11 protein-coding genes and 1 pseudogene are annotated in these 14738 nt (G+C 66.8%); 8 read left to right on the top strand and 4 right to left on the bottom strand.

Translation table 11 applies throughout. The features are described from left to right. Window positions 1–275, bottom strand: a pseudogene (locus AC5RTT_RS17620) (leucyl aminopeptidase); the annotation flags it as partial. Window positions 276–535: 260 nt separating this feature from the next. Here AC5RTT_RS17620 and AC5RTT_RS17615 point away from each other — a divergent pair. The 4 genes from AC5RTT_RS17615 (at window position 536) to AC5RTT_RS17600 (ending at window position 5823) form a co-directional block, all read left to right on the top strand. After that, window positions 536–1474, top strand: a complete 939-nt coding sequence (locus AC5RTT_RS17615; RefSeq protein ID WP_494146276.1) for a proteasome assembly chaperone family protein — start codon at window positions 536–538, stop codon at window positions 1472–1474. 65 nt (window positions 1475–1539) lie between these two features. Next, a complete protein-coding gene (locus AC5RTT_RS17610) occupies window positions 1540–2892 on the top strand; it encodes an MFS transporter (RefSeq protein WP_494146275.1) in 1353 nt (450 codons plus the stop codon). 76 nt (window positions 2893–2968) lie between these two features. Further along, window positions 2969–4174 (top strand): DUF4192 family protein, encoded by a 1206-nt coding sequence (locus tag AC5RTT_RS17605; RefSeq protein ID WP_494146274.1) that lies wholly within the window; start codon window positions 2969–2971, stop codon window positions 4172–4174. Window positions 4175–4518: 344 nt separating this feature from the next. After that, window positions 4519–5823, top strand: a complete 1305-nt coding sequence (locus AC5RTT_RS17600) for an RNA polymerase sigma factor (RefSeq protein ID WP_494146273.1) — start codon at window positions 4519–4521, stop codon at window positions 5821–5823. A gap of 219 nt (window positions 5824–6042) precedes the next feature. Here AC5RTT_RS17600 and AC5RTT_RS17595 read toward each other — a convergent pair whose 3' ends face one another. Beyond that, window positions 6043–6264 carry a DUF7455 domain-containing protein gene (locus AC5RTT_RS17595; RefSeq protein ID WP_009358954.1) on the bottom strand — a complete coding sequence of 74 codons (222 nt, stop codon included), beginning with the start codon at window positions 6262–6264 and terminating at the stop codon, window positions 6043–6045. Between the two features lie 252 nt (window positions 6265–6516). Between AC5RTT_RS17595 and AC5RTT_RS17590 the strand changes: the two genes are divergently transcribed. Further along, window positions 6517–8625: a DNA gyrase/topoisomerase IV subunit B gene (locus tag AC5RTT_RS17590; protein WP_494146272.1), complete on the top strand. Its 2109-nt coding sequence runs from the start codon at window positions 6517–6519 to the stop codon at window positions 8623–8625. Between the two features lie 53 nt (window positions 8626–8678). Here AC5RTT_RS17590 and AC5RTT_RS17585 read toward each other — a convergent pair whose 3' ends face one another. Next, the gene (locus AC5RTT_RS17585; RefSeq protein WP_494146271.1) at window positions 8679–9668 is read right to left on the bottom strand and encodes a M56 family metallopeptidase; all 990 of its coding nucleotides are present in this window, start codon (window positions 9666–9668) and stop codon (window positions 8679–8681) included. A gap of 6 nt (window positions 9669–9674) precedes the next feature. After that, a complete protein-coding gene (locus tag AC5RTT_RS17580; protein ID WP_494146270.1) occupies window positions 9675–10058 on the bottom strand; it encodes a BlaI/MecI/CopY family transcriptional regulator in 384 nt (127 codons plus the stop codon). 260 nt (window positions 10059–10318) lie between these two features. Between AC5RTT_RS17580 and AC5RTT_RS17575 the strand changes: the two genes are divergently transcribed. From AC5RTT_RS17575 to cydD, 3 genes are all read left to right on the top strand, one after another. Beyond that, window positions 10319–11923 (top strand): cytochrome ubiquinol oxidase subunit I, encoded by a 1605-nt coding sequence (locus AC5RTT_RS17575; protein ID WP_494146277.1) that lies wholly within the window; start codon window positions 10319–10321, stop codon window positions 11921–11923. A gap of 33 nt (window positions 11924–11956) precedes the next feature. After that, window positions 11957–13006 (top strand): cytochrome d ubiquinol oxidase subunit II, encoded by a 1050-nt coding sequence (gene cydB / locus AC5RTT_RS17570; protein ID WP_494146269.1) that lies wholly within the window; start codon window positions 11957–11959, stop codon window positions 13004–13006. Between the two features lies 1 nt (window position 13007). Continuing rightward, window positions 13008–14738 (top strand): thiol reductant ABC exporter subunit CydD (gene cydD, locus AC5RTT_RS17565; RefSeq protein ID WP_494146268.1); only part of this gene is annotated, 1731 nt, incomplete at its 3' end.

Genomic DNA, 14738 nt, shown 5'->3' with positions numbered 1-14738 from the left:
GTGCCGGCCGCGACCTTGCCGACGCCGGCGAGGACGAGGATGCCCGCGCCGGTCTCGGGAAGGCCGGGCAGACGGACGATCTGGTCTGCAGCGCCGGTCACGCCGAGTGACTTGAGGGAATCGGTGAGGGCCTCGGCGGACTTCGCCGTCAGCGGGTTGTCAAGGAGGACCGGTCCGTCCGCAGCCTGCCCCACGCCGATGACCACTGCGTCGCTGGGGCTCTTTTTCAGGTCCCGGGAGAGGGTACTAAGGTTGATTTCCGTATTCTTGACCACAGGGATGAGTCCTCAATTCTCGAAGATCGGTACGGGCAGGGGTGCATGTTCGGCGTTCTGCCATGGAAGACCGGATGACGGCCCTTCCGGATGCCCTCCGGGGAGGTGCAGGACCGCCTGGCAGGCCAGTTCCGATCGTAGCCCTTGGACGCGCCGGCGGAAGAATCTTCTGAGACGTGCGCCACAGGGCCGTCCGGAATGCCCGGCCGCCCGCCCGCGTTGTAATTGATGTCCACCCGTATCCATGAAAGGAACATGCCGTGCTTGAACGGATCTCCGGCTCGCTGCTGGACCCTGACGCGCTCTATGCGAGCAACATCGAGCTGTTCCACAGCCCGGAGCTCCGCGGGCTGAATCTGGTGATGGGCTTTACCGGATTCGCCGACGCCGGTCACGTGGTGAAGCAGATCAACGCCGAACTCCTCGACTCCCTCGATGCCCAGCCCGTTGCTGTTTTCGACGCCGACCAGCTGATCGACTACCGGTCCCGCAGGCCTCACCTGACTTTTGTGGAGGACCACCTCCAGGACTACCAGGAACCGCGGCTGGCGCTTTACCGGCTGGTTGACGGCCTGGGCAAACCCTTCCTGCTCCTGGCCGGTTTCGAGCCGGACCTCCAGTGGGAGCGTTTTGCCCGTGCCGTCGTCAGGATCGTGGAGAAGCTGGATGTCAACCTGGTGGCCTGGATCCACTCCATTCCCATGCCGGTCCCGCACACACGGCCTATTGGCGTCACCGTGCACGGCAACAGGCCCGAGCTGATCGAGGGAATCTCCGTCTGGAAGCCCACCGTGGAAGTTCCGGCCGCGGTCGGGCACATCCTGGAGCTCCGGCTCGTCGAAGCCGGGCGGAACGTCGCCGGCTACGTCATCCACGTCCCGCACTACCTCGCTGAAGCGGAGTACCCCGCTGCGGCGGTGGCCGGCCTTGAGTACCTCGGCGCGGCAACATCCCTCATGCTGCCCACGGACCGGCTGCGCGAGGCGGGCCGGGAAGTCACCCGCCAGATTGCCGAGCAGATCGACGCGTCGGACGAGGTCCAGCAGGTGGTGTCCCGGCTGGAGACCCGCTACGACGAAAAGGCTGACGGCATCGTGCGCCGCTCGCTGCTCGCCGACGAAAACGACGAGCTGCCCGACGCCGATGTGCTGGGCGCCGCCGTCGAGGCCTACCTTGCCCGGGAGAACCCGGCGCAGTAGGTTTCGGGGCGGCAACCGGCACGTAGCGGCGGGGGTGCGGCCGGGCATGCGGGCATAATGAAGGCGTGACTGCACCCCGAGCATGGCTGATCTGGACCGTTGGAATCTTCGGGTACCTGGTGGCCGTGTCACAGCGCACGTCCTTCGGCGTGGTGGGACTTGAGGCCACGGAGCGGTTCAATGCCACGGCGTCCGCCATCTCCTTCTTTACCGTCCTGCAGCTCCTGGTCTACGCCGCGCTGCAGATTCCCGTGGGACTCCTGGTGGACAGGTTCGGCTCGCGGGCAATGATCGCCGGCGGCGCCGTCCTCATGGGGCTGGGCCAGCTGCAGCTTGCCTTCGCCGACAGCATCCCGGGCGGGATCCTGGGCAGGGTCCTGGTGGGTGCCGGCGACGCCATGACATTCATCTCGGTGATCCGCCTGATCCCGCTGTGGTTTGCCCCGGCGCGGGTTCCTTTGGTCACCCAGCTGACGGGCATGACCGGCCAGCTGGGCCAGCTGGTGAGCGTCATCCCGTTCGCTTTCATCCTGCATGCGGCCGGCTGGACCCCGGCCTTCCTGATGCTGGCGGGGCTGTCCGCCCTGGCAGTGGTCCTGGTGGTGGTGCTCCTGAAGGACGTCCCGCCGGGGACGGAGCGGCCGCAGGCGCAGCAGGGGCTCAAGGCCACCGGTATTTCCCTGGCCCGCGCATGGCGCCAGCCCGGAACAAGGCTGGGGATGTGGAGCCACTTCACCATCCAATTCAGCGGCACGGTGTTCGCCATGACCTGGGGCTACCCGTTCCTCATCTCCGGCCAGGGCCTGGAAGCCGGCACGGTGGCGGGGCTGATGGGTCTTTACGTTGCCGCCGGGATGGCCGTGGGCCCGTTCATCGGCCGCTTCGTGTCGCGGCATCCCCTCCGCCGCTCCACGATGGTCCTGCTGATCGCAGCCACCACCGCCGCCGCCTGGGCTGCGGTCCTGCTGACGCCCGGGCGTGCCCCGCTATGGTTGCTCGCCGCCCTGGTGGTCGCGCTGGCCGTTGGCGGCCCGGGCTCCATGATCGGCTTCGACTTCGCCCGCACCTTCAACCCGGCCCATCGGATCGGAACCGCCACCGGCATCGTGAACGTGGGCGGATTCATCGCTGCGCTGGTTGCCATCTACCTGATCGGGCTTGTCCTGGACGTCCTGTACGCCAGCGGCTTCTCCAACGGCGTCCTGTACGGGCTGGACCCGTTCCGCATCGCCCTGAGCGTCCAGTTCCTGTTGCTGGGATTCGGGGCCACAGCCACGCTGGTGTGGCGGCGCAAGGTCCGCCGGCAGATGGCAGCCCAGGGCGTGGTGGTTCCACCGCTGCGCACGGCCCTGGCCCGGCAGCGGCGCGAGAACCTCGCCCGGCGCCGGCAGACGTCGCCCCCAGGCAACGGCGACTAGTCCTCCACCGGCGGGACTACCCACATAGGGAAAATTCCTGCTGAAGCACGTGCACTCCCGGGCGAATGCTGGAGCCATGACAGCTCCTGAACAACTCAGAATCACCGGACCCCAGGATGTCCTCGGGTTCATACCCCATTCCCTGGGCTACTGGCCCAAAGCCAGCCTCGTGGTCATCACCATGCATGGCAAGAGTCTGGGGGCCACGCTCCGGCTGGACCTGCCGGCAGGTCCGGTCCTGGCTGCTCCCGGCACATACCTCCTCATGGTCCGCGGTTACCTGGAGGCTGACACGGAGGCCGACGGCGCGCTGGTGGCCGTCTTTACCGGCGGCGCCGCAGCCTCGGCGGCGGCCACCTACGGCCACTTTCTTGCGGAACTGGACTCCATGCTCCAGGCCACGATGCCCGTGCGGGAGGCCTGGTATGTCGGCACCGATTACTGGCGGGAGGCGTACTGCGCCGATGCCACGTGCTGCCCCGTGCCCGGCAGGCCCCTCCAGGAGATCCTGGACAGCCCGCTGAACGCGGAAATGGTGTACCGCGGCAGCAGCGTGGGGCCCGCCCCCGGGCCGCAATCCGCCCCGGCACAATCTGCCACTGCCCGGACCGTTCCAAGCCTGCACCGGGAGGCTGTCCTTGAAGCCGAGGCAGGGTGGGCTGAAGAACTCGACCTCCGCCGGGGGAGCAGGGCGCAGCTTCTGGCGGTCCTGGACCTGTGGGAGGCCGTGCTCGCCAGGCCGAAGGGGGAACCGTGGCTTCCGGAGGTGGAACGCGACGCGTTCCTGCGGGCATCCTTGCTGACCCCGGGCTGGCGGGACGCGGTCCTGGTGATGGCAGCTGCAGGGAAGGATGCAGCCGAAACGGGTGCCGCCCTTTTCGGCATCGTCGGGGACGGCCCCGGTTCCCACCCGGTGTCTCCGGCAATCCCGTGTCCCGCTGCGAAGCCCCAGCCACTTCAGGCGAAGGGCCCGAATCCGGGCTACGCCGACGTACTGATGGGTATCCGGCCTGATGTGCCGGACTGGGCCGGGCTCAACGCGCTGGACGTGGTCCTCGAACACCTCGCGGCGGTGGGCGGGCCTGCCGCCGCCGCGTCGCTGACGCTTCGCGGGTGGATCTCCTGGTGCCGCGGCCGGGGGTCTTACGCCGCCGCGCATTTTGAGTCCGCCCTGGAGATCCAGCCGGGGTACCGCCTGGCCGAGCTCCTTCTTGAACTGGTGGGCCGGGGAGCAATTTGCGGCTGGGCCGGACGGAAAGAAGCGGCCTGGCAAAAATTCTGAACGGGCATTGCAGCCTGGAAGCGGGCAGCAAGCAGCGGCTGTGTACGCGGACGGACGGCATCTGGCGGTGCATGGGCAGCGGAGTGGGAACGCGCGGCGTTGATTAGGTCATTGGAGAGGCCCGATCCGGGGAAAACATGAGACAATGGATGCCGAGACCCGGTTGGGTCCGTGTATCGAGTGCCTGTGGATGTGCCCTCCGGGGAACATTGCAGCGGCTTCGGCAGTTGTCTTAAGTGACTCTGCCGGCCGTGGTGGCGCTTGGTTTTCACCACGGACTTGACAGGGTCATAGTGGTGTTGCCCGTATGGCGATTCCACAGACCACCGCTAGAAAGGTTTTCTGTGACCCCGTCTTCCACGAAGAAGGACCCCGCCGCCCAGGACGATTTGTCCGCCGAGGACAAGCAGGTTGCGACCGGCGCCAAGCGGGCAGCCACCAAGGCATCTGCCGGCGCGGACGGCAAGCGCGAGCCGAAGAAGCGCGGGCCCAAGCCCGGCGCCAAGGCGGCGGCCGAGGCCGCAAACAAAGCTTCCGCCGGTGACGTTGATCCCGACGAGGCAGAGGACGTCGAGGACCTCGACGACATCATCCTCGAGGGACCGGAAGCGGTCGAGGAGGCCGACGCCGATGTTGAGGCCGATCCTGCCAAGGCCGTTGCCGGCAGCGGCAAGGGCTTCGTCTACTCTGATGCTGATGACGACGACGCCCCGGTTCAGCAAGTCATGTCCGCGGGTGCCACCGCGGACCCCGTCAAGGACTACCTCAAGCAGATCGGAAAGGTCGCCCTGCTCAACGCCGAGCAGGAAGTGGACCTTGCGCTCCGCATCGAGGCCGGACTGTTCGCCGAGGAGAAGATTGCCGCCGACGACGGCTCCATGGACCCGAAGTACAAGCGGGAACTGGAATTCATCATCCACGACGGCAAGCGCGCCAAGAACCACTTGCTGGAGGCCAACCTCCGCCTCGTGGTGTCGCTCGCCAAGCGCTACACCGGCCGCGGCATGCTCTTCCTGGACCTCATCCAGGAAGGCAACCTGGGCCTGATCCGTGCAGTCGAGAAGTTCGACTACACCAAGGGCTTCAAATTTTCCACCTACGCCACCTGGTGGATCCGGCAGGCCATCACCCGCGCCATGGCGGACCAGGCCCGCACCATCCGCATACCGGTCCACATGGTGGAAGTCATCAATAAGCTGGCCCGCGTCCAGCGCCAGATGCTCCAGGACCTGGGCCGCGAACCCACGCCCGAAGAGCTGGCACTCGAATTGGACATGACCCCTGAAAAGGTCGTGGAGGTCCAGAAGTACGGCCGCGAGCCCATTTCCCTCCACACCCCGCTGGGCGAGGACGGCGACTCCGAGTTCGGCGACCTGATCGAGGACTCGGAAGCCGTGGTTCCGGCCGACGCCGTGAGCTTCACGCTCCTGCAGGAGCAGCTGCACTCCGTACTGGACACCCTGTCCGAGCGCGAAGCCGGCGTCGTGGCGATGCGGTTCGGCCTCACCGACGGGCAGCCGAAGACTTTAGACGAAATCGGCAAGGTCTACGGCGTCACGCGTGAGCGCATCCGCCAGATCGAATCGAAGACCATGTCCAAGCTCCGCCACCCCTCCCGGTCGCAGGTGCTCCGGGACTACCTGGACTAGGTCACAGCAGGGCAGGCAGAGCGGGCCATTCCCGCCCGGGAACGGCAATTTCCCAGGCGCGGAATGGCCCGCTTTGCTGCTTAAAGACCTGCCAGTGCTGCGCCGGGACGCGCGCAGAGGATGCTGGTGACAGAGGACGCGGGTCTAAAAGCGGGTTAAAAGAGGAATGGGACCCCTCCGGCCGGAGGAATCCCATTCCCTTGATAAGTCTCGGTGCAACTAGTCGACTTCTACGGCAGCCTTCTCATGAAGCTTGGCCGTCTCATCGTGCCAGTCGGAGCTCAACGGCTTCAGGGTTGCCTCGACCGCACGGGCGTGGTGGGCGCAGAACAGCAGCTCACCGCCGGAGGACTCGAGTACAACCCGGACATATGCCTGGGCTCCGCAACGATCGCACCGGTCGAGGGCGTTGAGCGTGCGGTCCGCCACTGCTGTTGTCATATCGGCCTCCTTAGTAGATCAGTACGTCTATATAACCAGTATTCGTAACAAAACCATCGCAAGGATGGGGCAAGTTCGCTGTGCGCGTATCCGCAAGGTTCAGTCAAGATTCACCACGGAAGGCCGAGCGGCAGGCCAGTGGTGCGCTGCACGGGCCCCTCCGCAGTGTGGCAGCCAGCCGTCCGGGCCGGGGCCGACTACCCTAGAGGGAGCGCTTTCAGCGCCCGCTTTACCTGAAGGAGTTCAACACCAGTGGCACCAAGTTCTGACTACACCGCCCGGCACCTGTCTGTGCTGGAGGGCCTGGAAGCCGTCCGCAAGCGCCCCGGCATGTACATCGGTTCCACCGACTCCCGCGGCCTCATGCACTGCCTCTGGGAGATCATCGACAACTCCGTGGATGAAGCGCTGGCAGGTTTCGGCCATGACATCAGGATCATCCTGCACGCGGACAACTCGGTGGAAATCCATGACGACGGCCGCGGCATTCCCATCGACAAGGAACCGAAGACCGGACTCACCGGCGTCGAGGTTGTGTTCACCAAGCTGCACGCTGGCGGCAAGTTCGGCGGCGGCTCCTACACGGCCTCGGGCGGCCTGCACGGTGTGGGCGCATCGGTGGTCAACGCTCTCTCCTCACGGCTGGACGTAGAGGTGGACCGCGGGGGCAAGACCTACAAGATGTCCTTCCGCCGCGGCGAGCCTGGCCGGTTCCAGGACACGGGGTCCCGGGTTGACCCGGCCGCGCCCTTCACTCCGTTCGTGGAAGACTCTGTCCTTGACGTTGTGGGGAAAGCCAAGCGCGGCGTCACCGGCACCAGGATCCGGTACTGGGCGGACCGGCAGATCTTCACCCCGGACGCAAAGTTTTCGTATGACGAGCTGGTGGCCCGCGCCCGGCAAACGTCCTTCCTGGTTCCCGGGCTCAAGCTCACGGTCCGTGATGAGCGCAGGATCGCCGGAACCCCGGGGGAGGCCGGACCGCACGAGGAAGTGTTCCACCACGACGGCGGCATCTCCGAGTTCGTCGACTTCCTGGCGGCCGACCCCGCCGTCACCGACGTGTGGCGGCTCCACGGTGCGGGCAAGTTCAAGGAAACCGTCCCGGTCCTGGACGAGCGCGGGCACAGCCAGCTGGCCGAGGTGGAGCGGGACTGTGAAGTGGACGTTGCCCTGCGCTGGGGCATCGGCTACGACAGCACCGTCCGCAGCTTCGTGAACATCATCTCCACGCCCAAAGGCGGCACGCACCAGTCCGGCTTCGAGCAGGCCCTGGTGAAGACCTTCCGGAAGGCAGTGGAAAGCAACGCCCGCAAGCTCAAGGCCGGCAACGACAAGATCGAGAAGGACGATATCTTCGCCGGCCTCACAGCCGTTCTGACGGTCCGGCTGGCGGAACCGCAGTTTGAGGGGCAGACCAAGGAAATCCTGGGCACCTCCGCGGTTCGCGCCATCGTTGCCAAGGTGGTGGAGCGCGAAATCAATGCCAAGCTCACCTCCTCGAACCGGAACGATAAAGCACAGACGGCGTTGCTGCTTGAGAAGATCGTCAATGAGATGAAGTCGCGCATCTCGGCGCGCGTGCATAAGGAAACCCAGCGGCGCAAGAACGCGCTGGAAACGTCCTCGATGCCCACCAAGCTTGCCGACTGCCGGACGGACGACGTCGGACGTTCCGAACTCTTCATCGTGGAAGGGGACTCGGCGCTGGGAACGGCCAAGCTCGCCCGGTCCTCCGACTTCCAGGCCCTGCTGCCTATCCGCGGCAAGATCCTGAACGTCCAGAAGGCCTCCGTGGGGGACATGCTATCCAACGCCGAGTGCGCCGCGCTGATCCAGGTGGTGGGCGCCGGTTCAGGCCGCAGCTTCGACATCAGCGCCGCACGCTACGGCAAGGTCATCCTGATGACCGACGCCGACGTGGACGGCGCACACATCCGCACCCTCCTGCTGACCCTGTTCTTCCGCTACATGCGCCCCATGATCGACGAGGGCAGGGTGTTTGCCGCCGTGCCGCCGCTGCACCGGGTGGAGGTGATCAACGCAGGCCAGAAGGCCAACGAGATGATCTACACCTATTCGGAGGCTGAGCTGCATGTGCTGCTGGCACGCCTTGCCAAGGAAGGCAAGCGGTACAAGGAGCCCATCCAGCGGTACAAGGGTCTGGGCGAAATGGACGCGGAACAGCTGGCCGAGACCACCATGGACCCGCGGCACCGGACCCTGCGCAAGGTGGGCATCGAGAACGCCAAGCAGGCTGAGGAGATTTTCGACCTGCTGATGGGTTCGGACGTCTCCCCGCGCAAGGACTTCATCATCGCGGGCGCCGCCAGCCTGGACCGGGAGCGCATCGACGCCTGACCCGGCGGTGCCTGCCGCGGCGCTCCCCGGCGGAGCGTCCGACGGCGGGATGTTCAGTCGAGCAGGCCAGGAACCACCAGCAGGGCCGTGGGGAGGGCCAGCAGGAGAACGCAACCGGTCAGCACCAGGCTGCGCACGGCGCGCGGCAGCTGGGGCTGCGGCGACAGGAGCCGGCTGACCCGCGAAGCGGTGGTCCGCGCTGAATCCGACGCCAGGACGCCATTTCCGGGGTCCAGCCCGGCCAGGGCCGCCGTGGAGGAAGCCGGAGGCAGCTCGGACCCGGCACCCTGCGCCGAACCGCTGGCAACAATGGCAATGGCCTTGATCAGGGTGGCTTTGCTCTCGCTCTTGAGGGCGACGTCGTCCGCAAGCATCTCAATCAGGGAGTTGACGGACTCCTGGGCCAGCCGGGTGGTGGGGAGCCAGGGCAGGGCCTGCCGCCAGGCCGCAAAGGCCCACAGGAGCAGGTGGTGCCGCTGGCTAAGATGGGCGTTCTCGTGGATCAGGACGGCCCGCAGCTCGGCCGGCTCCAGGGCGGCCATCAGTCCGTCCGACAATACGGTCACCGAACGGGCGCCGCCGGGCAGGCAATAGGCCACAGGGGAGTCGTGACTGATGACCAGGGTTGCGGCGTCCTGCCCTGAAGGGGAAGCCAGCAGGGCCAGCAGTTCCCGGTGGCGCCGGCGCTGCCGCTCAATCTTGTAGTACGTGAGCAGCAGGGTGAAGACCAGGTGGGCCGTGAGCAGTGCGGCCGCTGACAAAGCGAAGATGTGCCAGAATCCCAGGGCCGTGGTGGGGGCGTTGAACAACACCATCGCGGCCAGCGCCCGGAGCCCGGCGATCAGGTTGTCGCCGATCGGTTCCAGCCCGTAGACCAGCATGGCCCCGATCATGGAGAGCCCGCCGGCGAGGGCGATCGCCTGCCAGAGAAGCATGGCCGTGAACGGGGAGCGCGCGGGCCATTGTGCGCGCGACAGGAGGATGGGTACCGGCCAGGCCAGTATTACCGCCAGGACCGCCAGCAGGTACGAGGCCCAGAACATGGTTGGCTAGAGGTGGCCAAGCAGTTTGCGCAGTGTTTCGGCTTCACCTTCGGATACCGAGCCAATGAAGCGTGCCAGCACGGCTTCGCGGTCCGGAGCCGAGCCCAGGACTTCATGCATGAGCTCCGCGGTGTGCTCGGCACGGCTGGAGACGGCCTGGTAGCGGTGCGGCCGGGTGCCGCGTTCACGCTCCACCAGCCCCTTCTTTTCCAGCCGGGACAGCACCGTGAGCACGGTGGTGACGGCAAGTTCCTTGCCTTCGTGCGCGGTACCGCCCTGCCCTGCGGACGTGCGGGCCAGCTGGTCCCGCAGGGTGTTCGCCGTAGCAGCTTCCTGGCCCGCCCAGAGCAGATCCATTACTGCCCGTTCCAGTTCACCAAGACTAGCCATCGCACTCTTCCTTTGTTTCCCCGCACCGTGCGCCCTGCTGGCGCCGGTGACTGCACGCGGTTTCTTCAACTACACCTATAAATCTACCCCGAACCGGCGCTACTTTCTACGTTGGGTAGAACAGTGTGGCGTGGCGCACGGTTGGCTGTTGCAGCGCGAGGCGCGGGTGTTTTACAGCGCTCCGGCGTTGTTCTACACTCGGTAGAAGTTAGAGTTCTACGAAACGTAGAAAAGTGCATCTGCTCACAGTAGGGACTGCCTTGGACGCCTTGGAAATCGCACGCTGGCAATTCGGTATCACCACGGTCTACCACTTCATGATGGTCCCGCTGACCATTGGCCTGGGCCTGGTAGTGGCCATCATCCAGACCGTCTGGCACCGCACCGGCAAGCCGGAGTACCTGCGCATGACCAAGTTCTGGGGCAAGCTGTTCCTCATCAACTTCATCATGGGCGTGGCCACCGGGATCGTGCAGGAATTCCAGTTCGGCATGGCCTGGAGCGAATACAGCCGCTTCGTCGGCGACGTCTTCGGAGCCCCGCTGGCCCTCGAAGCCCTCCTGGCCTTCTTCGTCGAATCCACCTTCCTGGGACTGTGGATCTTCGGCTGGAAGCAGCTCAAGCCCGCCATCCACCTGGCCTGCCTGTGGATCGCCGTGGTTGGCTCCGTGTTCTCCGCCTACTTCATCATCGTGGCCAACAGCTGGATGCAGCACCCCGTGGGAGTGGAGATGGTGGACGGCCGGCCGGTCATGACCGACGCCTGGGCCGTCTTCACCAACAACACCGCGCTGGTGGCCGTGCCGCACACCCTCTTCGGCGCCCTGGCCGTGGCCGGCGGCTTCCTGCTCGGCATTGCCTGGTACCACCTCTGGCGCAGGCGGCGTGACGGCGTCGACACCGTGAGTGCCGGCGGCAAGGTCATCCCGGGGGAGTCCACAACCATCCCCGGCCGCGACCGCGCAGACCACACGGTCTGGATCCGCTCCCTGCGCATCGGCGCCGTGGTGGCCATGATCTCCTTCGCCGGCACCGCCCTCACCGGCGACCTCCAGGGCAAGCTCATGTTCGAACAGCAGCCCATGAAAATGGCGGCAGCGGAGGCGGCCTGCCACGACGGCACCGGCTTCTCCGTCCTGAGCATCGGCAACCTGGGCTCCCAGGACTGCGATGACATTGTGGCCCTGATCGAAGTGCCCGGCATCCTCTCCTACCTTGCCAAAGGTGACTTCACCACCGAGGTCAAGGGCGTCAATACCCTGCTCCCCGAGTACCAGGCCAACTACGGCACCCACCTTCCGGACAACCCCATCTACGGCGAACGTGCCGGCCAGGAAATCGACTACCTGCCGGTCATGGAAGTCACCTACTGGGGCTTCCGCATGATGATCGGCTTCGGCGGACTCGCGGCCCTCGCAGCCCTCGTGGCTCTGTGGCTCACCCGCAGCGGCACCGTGCCCTCGTCACCGTGGCTCATGCGGCTGGCGGTCCTGGGCATCATGGCCCCCTTCGGCGCCAACGCGGCCGGTTGGATCTTCACCGAGATGGGCCGACAGCCGTTCGTGGTTGCCCCCAACCCTGATCCCAACGGCATCGACCAGGTGTTCATGTTCACCGCGGCAGCAGTCTCCCCGGGCGTCTCGGCCGGGGAACTGCTGGCCTCGCTCATCACCCTGACCGCTGTGTACGCCGTCCTGCTGGTGGTGGAGGTGAAGCTGCTGGTCAAGTACATCCGCGGCGGCGTGGTCTCCGCCATGCCGGAGCTCGCGCACGTCCCGGCGGACGAAAACGAGGACGCAACCCCGGGCCCCGACGGACCGGGCAGCGCCAAACCCGCCGACGACGTCCTGGCCTTCGCCTACTAGCCGCAGCCGAACAGAACGCAGAGGAAACGAACAATGGAACTGCTGCCGACCATCTGGTTCATCGCCATCGCGGTGCTATGGACCGGGTACCTCTTCCTCGAGGGCTTCGACCTGGGCGTGGGAATGCTGATGAAGGCCTTCGCCCGGAACAACACCGAACGCCGCGTGCTCCTGAACACCATCGGGCCGGTGTGGGACGGCAACGAGGTCTGGCTCCTCACGGCCGGTGGTGCCACGTTCGCCGCTTTCCCGCTCTGGTACGCCTCCCTGTTCTCCGCCCTCTACCTGCCGCTGCTGGTGGTCCTGGTGGCCCTGATCTTCCGTGCGGTGGCCTTCGAATACCGCGGCAAGGTGGACACTGACCGCTGGCGGGCCCGGTGGGACTGGGCCATCGCCCTGGGATCCTTCTTCGCTGCCTTCGGCGTCGGCGCCGCCCTGGCCCTGACCACCACCGGACTGCCCCTGAACGCGAACGGCGACCGTGAGGGCGGCCCCTTCGCCTGGTTCAGCGGCTACGCGGTCCTGGGCGGGCTCGCAGTGGTGGGCTTCTCACTGGTCCACGCCCTCGCGTTCCTTGCGCTGAAGACCGACGGCGAGGTCCGGCACCGCGCCCGGCAGTGGTTCATCCGGCTGCTGCCGGTCCTGCTCCTGCCCATTGCGGCCTGGGCGCTCAACATCCAGTTCCTGGACGGAAAACCGTGGACCTGGGCAGCGGTCCTGCTCGCCGTCGCAGCCGCCGCCGCGGCATGGCTGCTGGCCCGTTCCGGAGCCGAAGGCAAGGCGTTCCTGGCGCTCGGTCTGTTCCTGGTGCTCGGGACGGCATCCATCTTCGGCGCGGTGTTTCCCGTGGTCCTGCCGTCTACACTGGACGGGGCCTTCGACCTCACCGTTTCAAACGCCTCTTCATCGGACTACACTCTGGGCCTTATGAGCATCGTCGCCGCGTTCGGCCTGCCCCTGGTGATTGCCTACCAGGCCTGGACCTACTGGGTGTTCCGCAGCCGGGTCAGCGCCGCGTCCATCCCGGAGGCCCACAGCTTCCTGCCGGCAGTCGCCGCCAGGGCGTTCACCACGAAAGGCTGACGTGCGGCCAACGTTCCCCGCCGGTCCCGCCACCCGCTCCGCCCTCTACTGGCTCGGGCTCCTGGCAGCGCTCAAGGCGCTGTCGCTGGTCCTGATCGGCCAGGCCGTGGCTTCCGCGCTGGCGGGGTTGGCCGCAGGGGAACCGGACTGGGCCGATCAGATTATCCCGGGGCTGGCCGGAGTGGTCTTGCGCTCGCTCACTGTGTGGGGGCAGGCCGTTGCTGCCCGCCGGGCCGCCCTGGGCGTCAAGGAGGAACTGCGGTCAGGGCTGCTCGAACGGGCACTGCGGAACGGTACCCGGGGCACCGGTCCAGCGGACGGGGGCCTGGCGGTGTTGGCCACCCGGGGACTGGACGCGCTGGACAGCTACTACACCCAGTTCCTGCCCGCCCTGGTCAACTGCGCCGCCATCCCGTTGCTGCTGGGCGCCCGGATCCTCTTTGCCGATTGGGTCAGCGCCGTGGTGATCGTCCTCACCGTGCCGCTGGTGCCGCTCTTCATGGTGTTGATCGGCCGGTACACCGAGGATAAGGTGCGCGAGGCGCAGTCCGCGCTGGCCCGGCTCTCGGCCCACATGCTGGAACTGGCAAAAGGGCTGCCGGTCCTGGTGGGACTGGGGCGCGCGTCCGCCCAGCGCAGGGCACTTGAGGAGATTTCCGAGGAGTACCGCACACGGACCATGGGTACCCTGCGGACCGCCTTCATGTCCGCCCTGGCCCTGGAACTGATCGCCACCATTTCCGTTGCCGTCGTGGCCGTGTTCATCGGCGTCCGGCTGGTGCACGGCGACATGCCGCTCGAGGCCGGGCTGCTGGCGCTGATCCTCGCCCCGGACTGCTACCTTCCGCTGCGCGAACTGGGTACCGCCCACCATGCCAGCGACGACGGCCGCGTGGCGCTCGCAGAGGTGACGGCCGTTACCGAGGCACCTGAGCCCCGGCCGCTTGCTGCCGCGCGGGCAGGACGGCCGGGCGCCCCCATTACCGTCTCCGCGCTCACTGTCACCTACGGCGGAAGGTCCCGGGCCGCCGTCGGACCACTCAGCTTCGAGGCGCCGCAGAGCCGGATCACCGCGCTGGACGGGCCCAGCGGCGCGGGGAAGAGCACCATACTGGGTGTCCTGGCCGGGACCATCGGGGACGGCGGCGGCACGTCCGTTACCGGTTCCGTCAAAGGCCTGGACCGTACCGCGGTGGCCTGGGTCCCGCAGCATCCCGTGATGGTGGCCGACACCGTTATGGACGAGGTGCTGCTTTACCTGTCCGCCCACGCCCGGAATTCGCGGGACCGGGCGCTGACAGTGGATGTTGCCAGGTCCTGCCTGGTGCGGGCCTCGGCGGGGCACCTGGCCGCTAAACACCCCGCTGAGCTGAGCCCAGGCGAACTGCGCAGGGTGGCCCTGGCCCGCGGGCTGGCCCGGATCGAGGCAGGAGCCGCGGTCCTGCTGCTCGATGAACCCACCGCGCACCTCGACGAAGAGTCGGCACTGGCGGTGGAGGATGCCATCCGCAGGCTGCGGGGCCAGGTCACGGTGATCCTGGTGGCGCACAATGACCGTACCCGCGCCCTCGCGGACCACCTTGTCCCTGTAGGCGGCATAGTCCCGGACGTGCCGGCCGCAGGCGAGGACAGCCGATACCCACTGCCCGTGACCGCCGGTTCCGCCAGCGATGCCACCCTGATTGCATCCGTCGGATCGCGTGGCGGACCGGCCGGGCCCGGCCCCCGCGCC

Source organism: Arthrobacter sp. Y3221157, assembly GCF_059089865.1.
Note: the sequence above shows the minus strand (reverse complement) of the source record. Positions and strands in the feature narration are given on the sequence as shown.

Coding starts and splice junctions, on each gene's coding strand:
- cydB (WP_494146269.1), top strand. CDS start 11,957: ATGGAACTGCTGCCGACCATCTGGTTCATCGCCATCGCGGTGCTATGG.
- AC5RTT_RS17595 (WP_009358954.1), bottom strand. CDS start 6,264: ATGACAACAGCAGTGGCGGACCGCACGCTCAACGCCCTCGACCGGTGC.
- AC5RTT_RS17605 (WP_494146274.1), top strand. CDS start 2,969: ATGACAGCTCCTGAACAACTCAGAATCACCGGACCCCAGGATGTCCTC.
- AC5RTT_RS17585 (WP_494146271.1), bottom strand. CDS start 9,668: ATGTTCTGGGCCTCGTACCTGCTGGCGGTCCTGGCGGTAATACTGGCC.
- AC5RTT_RS17580 (WP_494146270.1), bottom strand. CDS start 10,058: ATGGCTAGTCTTGGTGAACTGGAACGGGCAGTAATGGATCTGCTCTGG.